Source organism: Brevibacillus sp. (assembly GCF_003521185.1).
Taxonomy (GTDB): domain Bacteria; phylum Bacillota; class Bacilli; order Brevibacillales; family Brevibacillaceae; genus Brevibacillus; species Brevibacillus parabrevis.
The window spans coordinates 1-15,584 of sequence record NZ_DOTK01000037.1 but is presented as its reverse complement, the minus strand read 5'-3'; the positions used below and the strand labels follow the sequence as shown (position 1 = coordinate 15,584).

17 protein-coding genes are annotated in these 15,584 nt (G+C 55.2%); 15 read left to right on the top strand and 2 right to left on the bottom strand.

The genetic code is table 11. The features are described 5' to 3' along the window. Nucleotides 1–81: 81 nt before the first annotated feature. Nucleotides 82–1,758 carry a dihydroxy-acid dehydratase gene (gene ilvD, locus DEP07_RS10320; protein ID WP_122963925.1) on the bottom strand — a complete coding sequence of 559 codons (1,677 nt, stop codon included), beginning with the start codon at nucleotides 1,756–1,758 and terminating at the stop codon, nucleotides 82–84. Between the two features lie 210 nt (nucleotides 1,759–1,968). Here ilvD and DEP07_RS10315 point away from each other — a divergent pair, with 210 nt between their 5' ends. Then, the gene (locus DEP07_RS10315; protein ID WP_122963926.1) at nucleotides 1,969–2,457 is read left to right on the top strand and encodes a PaaI family thioesterase; all 489 of its coding nucleotides are present in this window, start codon (nucleotides 1,969–1,971) and stop codon (nucleotides 2,455–2,457) included. 3 nt (nucleotides 2,458–2,460) lie between these two features. Here DEP07_RS10315 and DEP07_RS10310 read toward each other — a convergent pair whose 3' ends face one another. After that, nucleotides 2,461–2,838, bottom strand: coding sequence for a hypothetical protein (locus DEP07_RS10310; RefSeq protein ID WP_274874158.1), 378 nt, complete (start codon nucleotides 2,836–2,838; stop codon nucleotides 2,461–2,463). A 179-nt stretch (nucleotides 2,839–3,017) separates the two neighbouring features. On the opposite strand from DEP07_RS10310, the gene DEP07_RS10305 reads away from it, so the two are divergent. From DEP07_RS10305 to cysC, 14 genes are all read left to right on the top strand, one after another. Then, nucleotides 3,018–3,818, top strand: coding sequence for an inositol monophosphatase family protein (locus tag DEP07_RS10305; protein ID WP_287102437.1), 801 nt, complete (start codon nucleotides 3,018–3,020; stop codon nucleotides 3,816–3,818). A 377-nt stretch (nucleotides 3,819–4,195) separates the two neighbouring features. Further along, nucleotides 4,196–4,645: a hypothetical protein gene (locus DEP07_RS10300; RefSeq protein ID WP_173596849.1), complete on the top strand. Its 450-nt coding sequence runs from the start codon at nucleotides 4,196–4,198 to the stop codon at nucleotides 4,643–4,645. A 12-nt stretch (nucleotides 4,646–4,657) separates the two neighbouring features. Next, nucleotides 4,658–4,924 carry a hypothetical protein gene (locus DEP07_RS10295; RefSeq protein WP_122963930.1) on the top strand — a complete coding sequence of 89 codons (267 nt, stop codon included), beginning with the start codon at nucleotides 4,658–4,660 and terminating at the stop codon, nucleotides 4,922–4,924. Beyond that, entirely contained in the window at nucleotides 4,924–6,165 is a 1,242-nt protein-coding gene (locus DEP07_RS10290) for a glutathionylspermidine synthase family protein (RefSeq protein ID WP_287102466.1), read from the top strand. Before DEP07_RS10295 ends, DEP07_RS10290 begins: the two co-directional genes overlap by 1 nt. Nucleotides 6,166–6,186: 21 nt before the next feature. After that, nucleotides 6,187–6,624, top strand: coding sequence for a DUF350 domain-containing protein (locus DEP07_RS10285; protein ID WP_063228032.1), 438 nt, complete (start codon nucleotides 6,187–6,189; stop codon nucleotides 6,622–6,624). Nucleotides 6,625–6,664: 40 nt separating this feature from the next. Then, nucleotides 6,665–7,435: a potassium channel family protein gene (locus DEP07_RS10280; RefSeq protein ID WP_122963932.1), complete on the top strand. Its 771-nt coding sequence runs from the start codon at nucleotides 6,665–6,667 to the stop codon at nucleotides 7,433–7,435. A gap of 184 nt (nucleotides 7,436–7,619) precedes the next feature. Beyond that, nucleotides 7,620–8,432 (top strand): sirohydrochlorin chelatase, encoded by an 813-nt coding sequence (locus tag DEP07_RS10275; protein ID WP_122963933.1) that lies wholly within the window; start codon nucleotides 7,620–7,622, stop codon nucleotides 8,430–8,432. Further along, nucleotides 8,398–10,014 carry a nitrite/sulfite reductase gene (locus DEP07_RS10270; RefSeq protein WP_173596851.1) on the top strand — a complete coding sequence of 539 codons (1,617 nt, stop codon included), beginning with the start codon at nucleotides 8,398–8,400 and terminating at the stop codon, nucleotides 10,012–10,014. The genes DEP07_RS10275 and DEP07_RS10270 overlap by 35 nt, the downstream gene beginning before the upstream one ends. A gap of 44 nt (nucleotides 10,015–10,058) precedes the next feature. Beyond that, nucleotides 10,059–10,295, top strand: coding sequence for a DUF3906 family protein (locus DEP07_RS10265; protein WP_287102436.1), 237 nt, complete (start codon nucleotides 10,059–10,061; stop codon nucleotides 10,293–10,295). A gap of 54 nt (nucleotides 10,296–10,349) precedes the next feature. After that, entirely contained in the window at nucleotides 10,350–11,870 is a 1,521-nt protein-coding gene (gene cobA, locus DEP07_RS10260) for a uroporphyrinogen-III C-methyltransferase (RefSeq protein WP_287102435.1), read from the top strand. Between the two features lie 18 nt (nucleotides 11,871–11,888). Further along, on the top strand, nucleotides 11,889–12,974 hold the full coding sequence (locus DEP07_RS10255) for an inorganic phosphate transporter (RefSeq protein WP_122963936.1): 1,086 nt from the start codon (nucleotides 11,889–11,891) through the stop codon (nucleotides 12,972–12,974). Continuing rightward, the gene (locus DEP07_RS10250) at nucleotides 12,971–13,687 is read left to right on the top strand and encodes a phosphoadenylyl-sulfate reductase (RefSeq protein WP_173596853.1); all 717 of its coding nucleotides are present in this window, start codon (nucleotides 12,971–12,973) and stop codon (nucleotides 13,685–13,687) included. The genes DEP07_RS10255 and DEP07_RS10250 overlap by 4 nt, the downstream gene beginning before the upstream one ends. A 44-nt stretch (nucleotides 13,688–13,731) precedes the next feature. Beyond that, the gene (sat, locus tag DEP07_RS10245; protein ID WP_173596854.1) at nucleotides 13,732–14,874 is read left to right on the top strand and encodes a sulfate adenylyltransferase; all 1,143 of its coding nucleotides are present in this window, start codon (nucleotides 13,732–13,734) and stop codon (nucleotides 14,872–14,874) included. Nucleotides 14,875–14,921: 47 nt separating this feature from the next. Further along, complete coding sequence (gene cysC / locus DEP07_RS10240; protein WP_173596855.1) at nucleotides 14,922–15,551, top strand: adenylyl-sulfate kinase; 630 nt, start codon at nucleotides 14,922–14,924, stop codon at nucleotides 15,549–15,551. The last annotated feature ends 33 nt before the right edge of the window (nucleotides 15,552–15,584 follow it).

The window sequence follows — 15,584 nt, the reverse complement described above, 5'->3', positions numbered from 1 at the left end:
AGAAGCCCCCTTCCTTTGCGGCCATTACTTCTAGGCCAGAGGGAAGGGGGCTTTTCTCTTTTCTATTAGGTCGTGCGCATACTAGATTTTCAGGATGCCGCCCATGCTCGCATTCGTTACCATCTTGGAGTAGCGTGCCAGGTAGCCTGTTTTCACTTTCGGCTCAAATTCTTTCCAGCCTTCGCGACGGCGGGCCAGTTCAGCCTCGTCAACGTTCAGGTGAATCGTGCGCTCTTCGAGATCGATCGAGATGATGTCGCCGTCTTGGACGAACGCGATAAGGCCGCCTTCAGCCGCTTCCGGGGAGACGTGCCCGATGCTGATGCCGCGGGAAGCGCCGGAGAAACGGCCGTCTGTGACGAGAGCCACTTCCTTGCCGAGTCCCATCCCGACGATTTGCGAAGTAGGAGCCAGCATTTCTGGCATGCCCGGACCGCCTTTTGGTCCCTCGTAACGGATGATGACGACGTGACCGGACTTGATTTTGCCTGCCGCGATGCCCGCCAGCGCTTCTTCCTGGGAGTCGAAGCAGATCGCTGGTCCTTCGTGCTTTTTAATAGAAGGATCGACACCGCCCGTTTTGATGATCGAGCCTTGCTCGGCGAGGTTGCCGAACAGGACGGCCAGACCGCCGGAGGCACTGTACGGGTTCTCCAGACGGCGGATCACCTGGTCGTTTTTGATTTCCGCTTCCGCGATGTTTTCCGCGAGCGTTTTGCCTGTCACGGTGATGCGGTTCGGATGGATCGCGCCTTCTTTTCGCGCAATTTCCTTGAGAACAGCGGAGACGCCGCCTGCTTCGTGGCAATCCTCGATGTGGTAGTCGGACGATGGCGCCAGTTTGCAAATGTGCGGAATGCGCTTCGCCACTTCGTTGATGCGCTCGATTGGATACTCGATGCCTGCTTCCTGAGCGATCGCCAATGTGTGCAAAACGGTATTCGTCGAGCCGCCCATCGCCATATCGAGCGCGAAGGCGTCGTCGATCGCTTCGAGGGTAACGATATCGCGCGGTTTGATATCACGCTCGATCAAATTTTTCAGTTTTTCTGCGGAGGCTTGTACCAGTTCGCGGCGCTCCGGAGAGACGGCGAGGACGGTGCCGTTGCCTGGCAGCGCCAGACCGATCGCTTCGAGCAGACAGTTCATCGAGTTGGCGGTAAACATACCGGAACAGGAACCGCAAGTCGGACATCCGTATTGCTCCAGCTCTTCCAGCTGCTTGTTGTCGATCAGACCTGCCTGGTACGCCCCGACTCCTTCGAATACGGAGGAAAGCGAGATGGAGCGGCCGTCGCTTGTCTTGCCTGCTTTCATCGGTCCGCCTGTCACGAAGACAGTCGGAATGTTGACGCGCAGAGCGCCCATGATCATTCCCGGAGTGATCTTGTCACAGTTCGGGATGCAAATCATGCCGTCGAACCAGTGCGCGGCTACGACTGTTTCCAGGCTGTCTGCGATGATCTCGCGGCTTGGGAGGGAATAGCGCATCCCGATATGGCCCATGGCGATCCCGTCATCAACCCCGATGGTATTAAACTCAAATGGAACCATGCCTGCGGCACGAACAGCTTCTTTGACCAGCTTGCCAAACTCCTGCAAGTGCACATGGCCTGGGATAATATCAATGTAAGAGTTGCAGATGGCGATAAACGGTTTGTCGAAATCCTCGTCTTTTACGCCTGCCGCCCGGAGCAAGCTGCGGTGCGGTGCGCGGTCGAAACCTTTTTTAATCATGTCACTGCGTTGTCTAGCCAATGTATAGCTCTCCCTTCCTGCTTGAAAATGACCTGTCTTATGTTTTGCACTATCTTATCAATTTTTATTAGTAGAAACAACCGTAAAAGTCTGAACATTTGCTCAGTCTGACGCTTGCAGGCAGCTTGCCATGCCGCTTGCAGCATGGCGAAAACAAGCTTTATCGGCTACAATAAGAGAACGAATTTTAATTTTGTTGGAGTGAACAAAATGATAGAGGAATTGAAAAGTATTTGCGAGGAAGGCAGCGATGAGGAGCGCAAAATACTGGAGTTGGCGATGCAGGCTATCCGGCAAAAGCGCGAGCGCAAAAGTGCCTATCTTTCAGGCTTTCTCGGCTTGAAGGGAGAGTTTATCGACGAAAAGAAGCAGTCGTATCGCTTCGAACTGCCGCTCACGGTGTTCATGCACAATTCGGGAGGCGCGGTACATGGAGGGATTCTCGCCACGCTGATCGACTCGGCCATGGGCTCGTTGATCAACCGTTCCCTGCCCCCGGAGCAGTACGCGGTCACGACCGAGTTGAAGCTCAACTACTTGCGTCCGGGAATAGGGGAACGGCTGCGCGCTGAAGCGACATTTTTGCATCGGGGACAGACGCTGGTTGTTATGGAAGGCAGCGTTTACGACGAGCGTAACCATCGGATCGCGCACGGCACGGGTTCGTTTATCGTTTTAAATCGAAAATTTTTTACCTGAACTTCACCGGATCACAACAAGTCCGCTGTATTGTGAAATATAGGTCAGCATCTTGCCGGAGAGGGGCACGATAAATTCCATGTTTTCTTTCTCCACGATGCCGGAACGAGAGACGATCCGCGCCCATTTGACGCCGATTTTGTAGTATTGGGAGCCAAAGGTTGTGTGGACGGTTTCTCTGTTCAGCCGAAACGACATCGGCGTCGTATCGAGCGTATGCGGCACCATGCTGACGATATCGTGCAAAAACAGGTGGTAGGTCAGGTGCGGCTTGAAAAACACGAGTTCTTTTGTCGTGACCGTAAAGCCGTAGCTATTGTTCATCTGAGTGAATTTCAGCTCACCCTCCATATTTTTCAGACGAATGAAGTCGCTGTTCATGTTTTTCCCCTCCTAAAAAGCGTCGGGCTGTATGCGCCAAAGCCTGGCTTTGCGCCCGCTCGCCTGCGCTGCGTCTTTTGTCTTTTTCGCGATGGGTGTCATTCTATCATAGTGATGTGCGCATGAGGAATGCAAGGGAAAACAATGGACAAACGACCCAATGAAGGAGCGAAAAGCCGATGCTGGAAATTGCCAAGGAAGCAGCAAGTGTGGCAGGAGCCTTTTTGAAGGAGCGTTTTCTGGAGCAGCTCACCCCTGACGAGGAGCTGCATAACGATGTGAAACTGCCGGAGGACAAAGGCAGCGAGCAGCGCATCATTGAAGTGCTGCACCGTCACTTCCCGACGCATACGATTTTTTCCGAAGAGATCGGGATGGTCAGCCGCGACGAGGAGTATTTGTGGATTGTCGATCCGCTGGACGGCACGAACAATTATTTTATCGGCCATCCGTATTTTAGTATATCGATTGCCTTGCAGCACAAAGGCGAACTCGCCCTTGGCGTCGTGTACAATCCGGTAGCAGGTCAAATGTTCTGGGCGGAAAAAGGGCAAGGAGCGTTCCTGAACGGCAAACGCATCTCGATCAACAACCGGACAGACTTGACGCGGGCAGCAGGGACGTACATTCGCGGACGCGAAACCGTGACCAGGCAGGAGGAGCTTGCTTTTACAGAGCCGTTCATGCTCCAGACGAAGCGTCTGTTGCGCAACGTGGCTCCGGCACTCGATTGGTGCCTGCTCGCCAATGGCTGGCTCGACTACATCGTCATGCAGCGTTCGGGGATCATGGACGTGGCTGCCGGAATCGTGATCGCGAGTGAAGCGGGCGCTACCATAACCGATTGGCAAGGTGAGCCTTACCGACACGAGCCGTTTTTCCAGGATCAGACGCGTTCGCTCGTAGCGACAAACGGTCAGCTGCACGAGACGATCCGCGCGATGACAGTGGAGCAGCACGTGGCGAATGTGCAGCGGTAGGCTTGGAAGCCACATACAAACAGCGCGACCATTTTCACAAACGCTCTTTTCTAAGAAATTGTTGCTTTTAGAAAAGCCGTGAGTTGCTTGATATTTATAGTACCAAGCGAAGCGTGCATTCACGGTAAATGGAAATCCTATAGACTTCCTGATTTTCATTATAGAACACACGTTTCCACAACAGCAATAGCAACAAAATTTGCGAAAAGAGCCTTCACAAAAATGGCCAAGGCTGGGGCAGGAGACGGGACTCTTGCACCAGCTTTTCCCTTTTTAGCCGAATTTCGTGTTTTTTCGGCAACCATTTGTTCCGTGATGCGTATAAATTGGTGCTATCTTGAAAAGGGCATCATTTTACTGAGAAATGGGGTGACAGCATGGCTAGACTGGAATATCGTCTGCTGGACGAGACGAACGGGTACCCTGTCCTGTTTTATTACGATCGCATCGACAAGGACGAGGTGTCGCTGCGCTTTGCCTGCGACTATCTGGTGAAGGGGCATGTCGTCTACGAGAAGACTTCTTGCGCCATCGAGGGCGGGACATATGTGATCTACGTCCGCCACTCGTCCGAGGAGACGGCGGTGGACTATGCCGAAAGACCGTCCGTGCGCTGGGGGAGCATCCAGATCGAGATGCGCGAATACAGGGAGAACACACGTCTCTACCCACTCGTGCACACGTTTTCGTTCAAAGATGACGACGATGCTCTCCTGCATTTGCAAAGCGACTATTTGTATCTGAATGGCCGCGAATGGGAAAAAACCTCGGCTGAGGTGGATGAGGATCGTCAGGTGTACATTTACTACGCACAGCCGGCAGGGTAGGAGGGAAAAAGCATGGCACTGACAAAATCGGCAAAGGTGGTCGGTCTGTTTGTGGCGGCAACGCTGGCTATCAGCGGATGCTCGTCTGATTATGATGACGATTGCTACGACGATGACAATGACGGATATTGCGACGACGGCGGGAGCAGTTCGCGCGGATCGTCCGGCTACTACGGCGGCAGTTCGTCCAAAAGCAAGTCGTCAGGAGTATCCAGCGGCATTAGCCCCAGCAGCTCCAAAGGCGGAATCGGCAGCTCGGGTGTGTCCAGCTCGGGGTGATGGAAGTGGATAACAAGAACCGAAGAGAAGCGCTGTACGGCCCTTTGCGCGAGGAAGGAATTTTCCTGTGGGATTGGATGTACGGGGAAGAGTACGCGCTGGCGGATATCCACCTCATCTCCGAATCGTTTCGGGAGGAGCTTGCGACAGCAACGGCAAAGCTCGGCCGCATTTTTACGAAAGTGATGCCTGTCTTGCAACGCGCGGACGATGCGCTTTTGCTTGAGTTGGGCGTTCCGGCGCGAGCGTTGCAAACCGTGCGAACCGCTGTCCTGCAAGATTTGCCTACAGCGATCGGCCGCTTTGACTTCGCCAGCACGAGCGAAGGGCTGAAGATGCTGGAATGCAACAGCGATACCCCGACAGGGATTGTGGAAGCTTTTCACGTCAACGAACACGCGTGTCGCTACTTCGGGGTGAAAAACCCGAATGCCGGGATGGACGCGCAGCTGCAACGCGCTTTTGCCAGGCTGATGCAAGCTTACAAAGACAAGGGCTATCCGGTTGAGCACGTCTGGTTCAGCTCGCTGGACTGGCACGAGGAAGACAAGGGAACGACCTTGTATCTGATGGAAAAGTCGGGAATCGACGCCCGATTTGCGCCGCTGGAAAAGCTTCGCGTCTGGGAAGACGGACTGTACGTCGAAGCAGAGGGCAGCTTGCTTCCCGTCGATGTGCTGTATCGGCTGCACGCTTTGGAAAAGCTGGCCGAAGAGCGGGACGAAGACGGCTATCCCACAGGGGAGCACGTGCTTTCCCTGATCGCTGCGAAAAAACTGGCGATTATCAATCCGCCGTCTGCGTTTTTGATCCAGACGAAAGCGCTCCAGGCGCTGATCTGGAACTTGCACGAGGCAGGCGAATTTTTCCAGGAAGAAGAACACGCGATCATCGAGACGTACATGCTTCCAACGTACTTCGAAAATCGGTTTGCAGGAGCGAATGACTATGTCACCAAGCCGATTTTCGGCAGAGAGGGTGGCGGTGTCGCGCTGTTTGCAGCCGATGGGACACTGGTCGAAAAAGATCAGGAGGAATTTTACTGGGAGCAGCCGATGATTTATCAAAAGCGGGTGGAATTGCCCGAGATTACGGTACAGACGCTGTCAGGCCCGTATCAAGGCAGGCTGTTGTGGGGCTCCTTCTGGATTGGCGGAGAAGCGTCTGCGGTCGTGGCCCGTGTCGGCGGCCCGATCACCAACAACTTGTCCTATTACTTGCCGGTCGGCATGAAAGGGTAACGAAAAGGAGAGGAGTGCGGCATGATTACACAATGGAGTTACATACTCAATTTTTTGGCCTATTTGGCCGTGACTATTCCGATATTGGCAGTCGGCATTTTCGTTTTTACGTTTACGACTCCGTATAAGGAATTTGCGTTGATCAAAGACGGGGCACAGACAGACGACCCGAAAAAAATGGCGGCGGCGAAAGCAGCGGCACACGATTTGGGCGGAAAAATTATCGGTCTGGCGATCGTGCTTGCATCCGCTGTCTATCACTCCGTCAACCTGTTGGATCTGGTCGTGTGGGGATTGGTTGGCATGGTGTTTCAAGTCGTTATTTTTTATTTGTTCGAGTGGATCACGCCGTTCAAAGTGGTGTCGGAAATCCCGAACGGCAACGTTTCTGTCGGCATTTTCGCCTCCCGGCTGAGCATTGCGGCAGGCTTGCTGATGGCGGCTCTCATCAGCTACTAAGATATAGAAAAGCGGGATCGGTCCTCGGGAGGAGTCCTTCGTGTTTTGGCGCGTCATGTATGAGATATTCGTCATCATGCTAGTAATTACGTATGCAATTTTGCTTTTTGCTGATTTCTCGAACCACCCGCTGCTGACAGACGAATTGATGCATTGGGTCGACAACGGGCTTATCGTCATGCTCATCGCAGAATATATGGTTCGCTTGTGGAAGGCAAAAAACAAGCGGCAGTTTGTCATCTCCAACTGGTTCGATCTGGTGGCGATGATTCCCTTGGACCAGTATTTGTATTTGGCCCGGTTCATGCGTGTCCTGCGTTTGGTGCGCATTGTGCGGGCTTCTCCGTTTTTGCTTGGCGTCATCCGCTCCGGCCCTATGCGGCAAGTTCTCGGGGTCGTTACGATTATCATGCTCTGGAGCTCGACAGCGATTTATTTGCTGGAATACGGCGTGAACGAAAATATCAAGAGCTTCACCGATGCGCTTTGGTGGTCGATCGTGACGACGACGACGGTAGGGTACGGGGATATTTCCCCTGTGACGTCAGGCGGGCGGATCATGGCGACGATTTTGATGGTGACAGGGATTGGCATGATCGGTGCGCTGACAGCCAACTTTGCGACCCATTGGACGGAGACGCACGATGCCAAAAGCGACTCCGAAACCGACCGACTGACAGAAGAAATCCGGAAGCAGACGATTTCCTACATCCAGCAAATCGAGAGCTTGCGGGAAGAAGAGTACGAGACGTTAAAAGAAAGTCTGGACTTATTGTATCGTCGAACGAGAAAGAAACACGAAGAAGAGTGAGCTGTCGGTGCGCCGGCAGCTTTTTTTCATGACTTTTCGGGGGAAAATACAGAAAAGAAGCTATTTTCGTGAAGATTATACCGAAGAAATACGAATTGATTGTTGACGCGGAAAAGCAACCCATTTATAATTCCGAGTAAACACATATGATTTACTAAAAAAGTTTGGATGAGGGGTATATCCGATGGCAAAAACTGCGGCTTTGGTAATCGCTCACGGTTCTCCCGATCCCGACTGGCTGAATCTGGTTGAATCAGCAGTCAGGCAGTGCCAGAGCGAGCTGCCGACCCGGGTCGCCTATCTGGGGGGAGTAGAGGGGCGCAGCATCAGCGACGAGTGGAAGCGTCTGGAGGCATCCGGAGCGAAGCGGATTGTCGTGGTTCCTCTGTTTGCCTCGGCGGGCAGCAATCATGTGACAGAGATACGGGCGATGCTGGGGCTTACGCCTTGGCCCACCTGGGAGACGGAGCAGGTGCGCATTCCTGTTCGGGCGAGGATTTTATGGTGTCCGCCGTTGGAAGATCATTCGCTGGTGGAGCAGATCGTCGGACAGCGCGCCATGGAGTTGGCAAAAGATCCTCGCAAGGAAGCGTTGTTGCTCGTCGGTCACGGCAGCGACTGGCCGGGATGCCAGGAGCGATGGGAAAAGCTGCTGCGCCGCATGACGTTTCGCCTGCAAAACCGCTATGCCTTTGCTGCAGCCGGATATGCGACGCTTCGGCCAGACACGCTGCGGGAACAAGTCGTGGCGCTCTCGGAAAAAGGGGAGGTCATCGTGCTCCCTCTGTTTGTCAGTCAAGGGTATTTCACCCGCAAGGCGATTCCGGCACGGCTGGCAGAGTTGTCGTATCGGTATAACGGCAGCGCGTATTTGCCCCATCCGCTGATTGCTGATTGGATTGCCCAATCGATTCGCATGGCACTTGTAACAGACCTTTTTACGCAAAGGAGCGTGTATGAGCATGGCAGAGAGAAAACAGTGGAAGTGGGCAGATGATCCGTCCCTGAACAAAATGGAATTTACCAAGCTGGAAAAGGACGGACTGGATGTCATCGAGACAATCGTCAACACTTATTCCAAAGAAGGCTTCGAATCGATCGAATCTTCTGATATGGACCGCTTCAAGTGGGCGGGTGTCTACCAGCAACGCCCGAAAGACGGCCACTTCATGATGCGTGTGCGCATACCTGGCGGGATCATGAGCAGCGAGCAAGCGAGAGTGCTTGCCAAAATCGCCCAGGATTACGGCCGCGATCTGGTCGACGTAACGACGCGTCAGGCTGTCCAGTTTCACTGGTTGACCGTAGAGTCGCTCGCAGACATTTTTGATCGGCTCGGTGCGGCTGGCATGTCGTCCTTCGAAGCTTGCGGAGACTGTCCGCGGCAGATCATGGGCAATCCGCTCGCAGGAATCGATCCGCATGAAGTGCTGGATACGCGCCCGATCGTAGCCGAGCTGGAGCAGTTTTTCCTGCTTAACCGCGACTTCTCCAACCTGCCGCGCAAATACAAAATGTCCGTATCTGCGAACATTTACAACGCTGCCCATGCGCAAATCAACGACCTCGCCTTTACTCCGGCGAAAAAAGTCATCGCTGGCGAAGAAGTCATCGGCTTTCACGTCTGGGTGGGCGGAGGCTTGTCGGCAAAGCCGTATTTGGCGAAAAAGCTCGATATTTTCGTCCGTCCGGAAGAAGTCGTCAAAGTGGCGGCAGGCGTCACGACGCTGTTCCGCGACTTCGGCTATCGGCAGAAGCGCACGCATGCCCGCCTGAAATTTTTGGTGGCGGACTGGGGACCGGAGAAGTTCAAGGAAGAGCTTGTCCAACTGGTAGGCGAGCTGGAAGCTGGCGGAGAGGATTTGACGAAAGGCTGGAACGGCGGTTACTTCTACGGTCTGCACGAGCAGCGCCAGCCAGGATTGTACTACGCAGGGCTGTCTGTCCCCGTCGGGCGGATGAACGCGGAGGAGCTGATCGAACTGGCTCGTCTGGCGGACGAATACGGGGATGGCACGATCGGAGCCTGCAACACGCAAAATATCCTGATCCGTAACATCGCCAAAGAAAAAGTGGCGGCGTTCCGCCAAGAACCGCTGATTGTCAACCGTTTCAAACTAAAGCCGAATACGTTTGTCGGATATGCCGTCTCCTGCACAGGCATCGAGTATTGCAATCTGGCTATCGTCGAGACAAAAGAAAGAATGCGCGGGCTGGCGCAATATTTGGATGATGCGGTTTCGCTCGACACACCGCTGCGCATCCACATGATCGGCTGCCCGAACTCGTGCGGACAACGCCAGATTGCCGACATCGGTCTGCAAGGCGCGCTGGTGAAGACGCCAGCCGGGATGGTCGAAGCTTTTGATGTCCACGTAGGCGGAACGCTGGAAGAGCCGCAATTCAACCGCAAGCTGAACGCGCGCGTCACCGTAGACAGGCTGGGGGCTTTCCTGGCGCAGCTGATCGCGCTTTACAAGGAAGATCGGCTGGAGGGCGAGGAATACTGGCGCTACGTCGAACGGGTCGGGCTTGCCCGGATTCAGGAGCAAGTCGACAGCATTTTGCAAACCGCATAACCAAGCCGAGCGAAAAACGCAATCTGAGGAAATGAGGGAGTACCATGGCAGAGGAACAAGCCGAGAGCTATTTGTACAAATTGGAGGCTGTGCTGGAAGAAGGCCAGTTGCTGACCGTGGTCGTGATTGCGAAATCGGATGAGCGTGCCTTTTCCACTGCGGAAAACAACCTGCTTCGGCACACGATTGTCCCGCCGAAGGTCAAGGAGCTGAGCCTGGTCGAGAAAAAGCCGCTCGGCCGTCAGGGAGTCGGCTACGTCGTGGAGACATCCCGGTTCTGAAACAGGCAGCTTTGCTTTTCATGCTAGGAAGGCGTCAAGGAGGAGTGATCAACAATGAATGCTGGCAGAGTCGTCTTTGTAGGGGCAGGCCCCGGCGATCCGAAACTGCTTACCATCCGCGGGATGGAGGCGCTGCAAAATGCGGATGTCGTCGTCTACGACCGTCTGGCTAGTCCGTTGCTCCTCTCCCATGTCAAAAGGGAAGCCAGACTCATTTACTGCGGCAAGGAAAGAGACAGCCATACGCTGCCGCAGGAAGAGATCAACCTCCTGCTGATACGAGAAGCCAAACAGGGGAATAACGTCGTGCGCCTGAAAGGCGGGGACCCGAGCATGTTCGGCCGGGTCGGCGAAGAGGCGCAAATGTGCGTGGAGCATGGCGTGGCGTATGAGATCGTGCCGGGGATTACTTCCGGCATGGCTGCGCCGCTCTATGCGGGCATTCCGTTGACCCATCGCCAGTTCAGCTCCTCCGTTGCTTTTGTCACCGGACATCTCTGCGAGCAAAATGCCGACAAGCAAGTGGATTGGCAGGCATTGTCCCGAGTGGAGACGCTCGTGATTTACATGGGCGTGAAAAATTTGCCGCACATTCAAGAGCAACTGCTTGCGTGCGGAAAAGCGGGAAATACCCCAGTCGCCCTGGTCAGATGGGGCACGGTTGGCGAGCAGCAAACATTGGTCGGCAGGCTTGCGACGATCGATCAGGATGTAGCCAAAGCAGGTTTTGCGGCACCTGCGATCATCATTGTCGGCGAAGTGGTGCAGCTTCGCGAGCAATTGAACTGGTACGAGTCTCGGCCCCTGTTCGGACAGCGGGTGGCCGTGGCAACCCGGGCAGGATCAGGCAGCCAACTGCTGGCGAACCGCCTGGAGCAGCTAGGGGCAGAAGTGGTCCCCCTGCCGCTTGCGGAGCGGCCCTTGCTGGCAGCGGAATGCTTGGGCGTGCCAAAAGACATGGCGGCATACAGCTGGGTGCTGCTCGACGACGAGCGGCAAGCGAGGGCGTTTCTCGCGGAGCTTGGCAGGCGCCGCTTTGACCTGCGAAAGCTGACGTGCAAGCTCGCCGCGCGCGGGGAGCGTACAGCACTGTTTCTGGCGGACAGAGGATTGTATCCGGAGCGGGTCTTTGCCGAGTCGCTCGCTTCGTCGGCTTTGATCGAGGAGCTTGTGCAAAAGAACGGGGAACAGCGGGTTTTGCATCTGCGCTCAAAAGGCGTGGCAGCGCTTGCCCATCCGGCGGCAGATGTCATCCATCTCACAGCAGGGGGAGTCCTGGAGTGGGAGGAGACGCATCCGATTGTTTCCTGGATAAAAAAGCGGCCGTTTGACTGGTTTGCAGCCGATGACGGCGAGGTTTTGCCTGCCTTGGCGGATTTTGCAGGGGCTGGCTGGGAGAATGTGCCACTCTTTTGCGCCAACCAGCGTACACAGCAGGTGGCGAAAAAAATGGGGTGGCGCATCGTCATCGACGATAGCCTGGAAAGCTTTGCCCAAGGAATCCATCCGCATGAGCAAATCGCCAGTGTAACGAATCCGGCGCCCCTGCTTTTTTGGAAAAACAGATTGGCATGACAGGAGGTAGGGCTGCTCGTGGATTGGAGTTACGTCGCCATCGCCATCGCTTTGTTTTTTGCAATGAATATCGGCGCAAGCGGGACTGCTGCTTCGATGGGTGCAGCATACGGCAGCGGAGCGGTTAAAAGCAAGCTGCTTGCGATGATTCTCGTCGCCATCGCGGCTCTGCTTGGAGCTGTGCTTGGCGGCGGCGAGGTCGTCAAGACGATTAGCGGAGGAATTATTCCGACGAATTTGCTCAGCATCGAGGTCGTCGTGATCATCCTTGCTTCCGCCACACTGACGCTTTTTGGCGCAAACCTGCTCGGGATTCCGCTCTCGACCAGCGAAGTGACAGTCGGATCGATCGTCGGGGTAGGGCTTGCTTATCAGTCGCTGTTTGTGGGGCACATTCTCGTCATTCTGTTCTTTTGGATCGTGGTGCCAATCGCGGCTTTTATCGGAGCCTACGTCGCCGGGAGGGTCATTTCCCGTGTGGAGCGGCGCTGGCCAGACTTGCAAAAACCAGGCTCCAAAGGAGAGCGCTGGCTGACGATCTTGCTCGTTTTGTGTGGGGTATACGAAGCGTTTTCAGCCGGAATGAACAACGTAGCGAATGCGGTTGGCCCGTTAGTGGGAGCAGGCTTGATGTCGACCGACTCCGGCGTGTGGCTCGGCGGTTTGGCCGTCGCTGCCGGGTGCCTGTTGCTGGGCGGAAAAGTGCTGGAAACGAACGGCAAGAAAATTACGTCGCTGTCGCTTTTACAAGGGAGTGCCGTATCGGCAACGGGTGGGACATTGGTGATTGTCGCGTCTTTGTTCGGGATTCCCGTGCCTCTGACGCAGGCGACTACTTGCGCGATTTTGGGTGTCGGGACGTCTGAGCGAGGTTTTGTTTTGTGGCAAAAAGGGATTATCAAGCAAATTCTCATGGTCTGGATTGTCTCGCCTGTTTCCTCGCTGGTCGTTTCCTTCGCGTTTGTCCATCTCTTTTTGCGCTCGGATTTGTACACGCTCGTCGTGCTCGTGAGCGTATTCGTAGCGACATTGGGCTTCGTAGGACTGATCCGGCTGATTCGCAGGGAAAACAGTTCCATCAACGATCAAGGAGGGGGCATATGAGCCGTTTACATTACGACACGGCAACAGCCGAGCAGCTTGCCGCGATCAACAAAACGCTGGCAAAGGGAGATACCGTCGATGTCATCAAGTGGGCCTACGAGACGTTTGGCGATGATCTGATCTATTCATGCAGCTTCGGGGCAGAAGCCATGGTGCTCATCGATATGATCAGCGATGTGAAAAAAGACGCCCGCGTCACGTTTTTGGATACCCATCTGCACTTTGCCCAGACGTATGAGCTGATTGAAAAAGTGCGTGCCCGCTATCCTGCGCTGCAATTGACGATCAAGGAGCCGCAGCTGTCGCTTGCCCAGCAGGCAGCAGAGCACGGCGACGAACTGTGGATCGCGAAGCCGGATCTGTGTTGCCACTTGCGTAAGGTGTTGCCGATGGAAAGCGTGTTGAAGGGCACAGTGGCCTGGATGTCAGGACTGCGCCGCGAACAGTCTGCGACAAGAGCAGACGTCCAGTTTGTCAATCGCGACGAGAAGTTTCAGTCGCTGAAAATTTGCCCGCTGATTCACTGGAAGGCAGAAGAGGTGTGGCAGTACATTCGTGTGTTCGAGCTGCCGTACAATGCTTTGCACGACCAAAGCTATCCGAGCATCGGCTGCGCGCCATGCACGCGTCCGGTCAGAGCGGGCGAAGACGAACGCGCTGGTCGCTGGTCGCATCTGGGCAAGACAGAGTGCGGGCTGCATCTCGCCAAGTGAGTGTGAAGATAGAGAAAACGGATATGGATGAGGAGGGCTTGAAAGTGAGTGGTAGCATTCCGCATGGCAACGTACTGGTAAACCGTTTTGATCCGACCGCTGACCTGTCCCGTGCGACAGCAGAGGTCGAACTGGATGCTTTTGCCCTGTCAGATTTGGAGCTGATCGCGATCGGAGGATACAGTCCGATTGCCGGATTTTTGGATCGGCACGACTATACATCTGTCGTGGAACGCATGAGGCTGGTCGATGGATCGGTCTGGAGCATTCCGATCACGCTTCCCGTTTCAGCAGCTGTGGCAGGAAGTCTGCAAGCAGGAGACGCGGTGCGCCTGGTCTATCAGGGCGAGGTGTACGGCCTGTTGGAAATTTCCGACATTTATTCCCCGGATAAGCGGCAGGAAGCGCGCCTCGTATACGGCACGGACGACGAGAACCATCCCGGCGTGAAAAAGCTGCTGGAACGTCCTGATGTGTATCTCGGCGGGCCGATTACGTTGGTGCGGCGAGCTGATAAAGGGGCGTTTGCTGCTCACCATTTCGACCCGGTGGAAACGAGAGCGGCGTTTGCCGCCAAAGGCTGGAAAACGGTCGTCGGCTTCCAGACGCGCAACCCTGTGCATCGGGCGCATGAGTACATCCAGAAATCGGCATTGGAAACCGTCGATGGCCTGTTTCTCAATCCGCTCGTGGGCGAGACGAAATCCGATGATATTCCGGCCGAAGTGCGGATGAAAAGCTATCGGGTGCTCCTGGACAAATACTACCCGGCTGAGCGGGTCGAGCTGGCCGTGTTTCCTGCCGCGATGCGCTACGCCGGGCCGCGCGAAGCCATTTTCCACGCGCTGGTGCGCAAAAACTACGGCTGCACTCATTTTATCGTAGGCAGAGACCATGCGGGTGTCGGCAACTACTACGGTACATATGACGCCCAGCATATTTTCCGCCAGTTCCAGCCTGAGGAACTGGGCATCACGCCTCTGTTTTTCGAGAACAGCTTCTACTGCAAGACATGCGGTAATATGGCATCTGCGAAGACGTGCCCGCACAGCGCTGAACACCATGTCGCCTTGTCGGGAACGAAGGTGCGGGAAATGCTGTCTCGCGGCGAAGCTCCGCCAGCGGAATTTAGCCGTCCGGAAGTGGCGCAAGTGTTGATCGAGGGGTTGCGGCCGATCTCCGTATGACCAGGCAAGCAGCTTTTTGGCAAGGAAGGGAAGAAAGGGGAACGACTATGGCGAACGACAGTGCTGCGAATATTGTGTGGCACCCGACAACGGTGACGAAAGAACAGCGGCAGCAGCGCGCTGGACATAAAAGCGCTGTTCTCTGGTTCACGGGCTTGTCCGGGGCGGGCAAGTCGACATTGGCCAACGCGGTCGAGCACGAGCTGAATCAGCGCGGCTTGGCGAGCTATGTGCTGGATGGCGACAATATCCGTCACGGCTTGAACAAGGGACTGGGATTCGGGGAAGAGGACCGAAAAGAGAACATTCGCCGCATCGGCGAGGTTGCCAAATTGTTTGTGGATGCAGGCGTGATTGTCCTGACCGCGTTTATTTCGCCGTATCGCTCGGATCGCGAGCTGGCGCGCAGTTTGGTAGCGGCAGGGGAATTTATCGAAGTCTACGTCCAATGTCCGCTGGAAGAATGCGAACGGCGAGACGTGAAAGGGCTATATCAAAAGGCGCGGCGCGGGGAGATCGGCCAGTTCACCGGAATTTCTGCGCCCTACGAGGAGCCGGATCAGCCAGAGCTTGTCGTCGCCAGCAGCGAGCAGTCGATTGAGGAGTCGGTTGCTGCGATCCTGGCCTATCTGGAGCAGGCGGGCATCCTCGCCTACGAAAAAAAGCACGACGCGTAAATGCGCCGTGCTTTTTTTGGTGCGCCACGCATG

Excerpts from the sequence above, each read along its gene's own strand:
- DEP07_RS10315 (WP_122963926.1), top strand. The coding sequence starts at position 1,969 with ATGATAGAGGAATTGAAAAGTATTTGCGAGGAAGGCAGCGATGAGGAG.
- DEP07_RS10310 (WP_274874158.1), bottom strand. The coding sequence starts at position 2,838 with ATGAACAGCGACTTCATTCGTCTGAAAAATATGGAGGGTGAGCTGAAA.
- DEP07_RS10305 (WP_287102437.1), top strand. The coding sequence starts at position 3,018 with ATGCTGGAAATTGCCAAGGAAGCAGCAAGTGTGGCAGGAGCCTTTTTG.
- DEP07_RS10300 (WP_173596849.1), top strand. The coding sequence starts at position 4,196 with ATGGCTAGACTGGAATATCGTCTGCTGGACGAGACGAACGGGTACCCT.
- DEP07_RS10295 (WP_122963930.1), top strand. The coding sequence starts at position 4,658 with ATGGCACTGACAAAATCGGCAAAGGTGGTCGGTCTGTTTGTGGCGGCA.
- DEP07_RS10290 (WP_287102466.1), top strand. The coding sequence starts at position 4,924 with ATGGAAGTGGATAACAAGAACCGAAGAGAAGCGCTGTACGGCCCTTTG.
- DEP07_RS10285 (WP_063228032.1), top strand. The coding sequence starts at position 6,187 with ATGATTACACAATGGAGTTACATACTCAATTTTTTGGCCTATTTGGCC.
- DEP07_RS10275 (WP_122963933.1), top strand. The coding sequence starts at position 7,620 with ATGGCAAAAACTGCGGCTTTGGTAATCGCTCACGGTTCTCCCGATCCC.
- DEP07_RS10270 (WP_173596851.1), top strand. The coding sequence starts at position 8,398 with ATGGCAGAGAGAAAACAGTGGAAGTGGGCAGATGATCCGTCCCTGAAC.
- DEP07_RS10265 (WP_287102436.1), top strand. The coding sequence starts at position 10,059 with ATGGCAGAGGAACAAGCCGAGAGCTATTTGTACAAATTGGAGGCTGTG.
- cobA (WP_287102435.1), top strand. The coding sequence starts at position 10,350 with ATGAATGCTGGCAGAGTCGTCTTTGTAGGGGCAGGCCCCGGCGATCCG.
- DEP07_RS10250 (WP_173596853.1), top strand. The coding sequence starts at position 12,971 with ATGAGCCGTTTACATTACGACACGGCAACAGCCGAGCAGCTTGCCGCG.
- cysC (WP_173596855.1), top strand. The coding sequence starts at position 14,922 with ATGGCGAACGACAGTGCTGCGAATATTGTGTGGCACCCGACAACGGTG.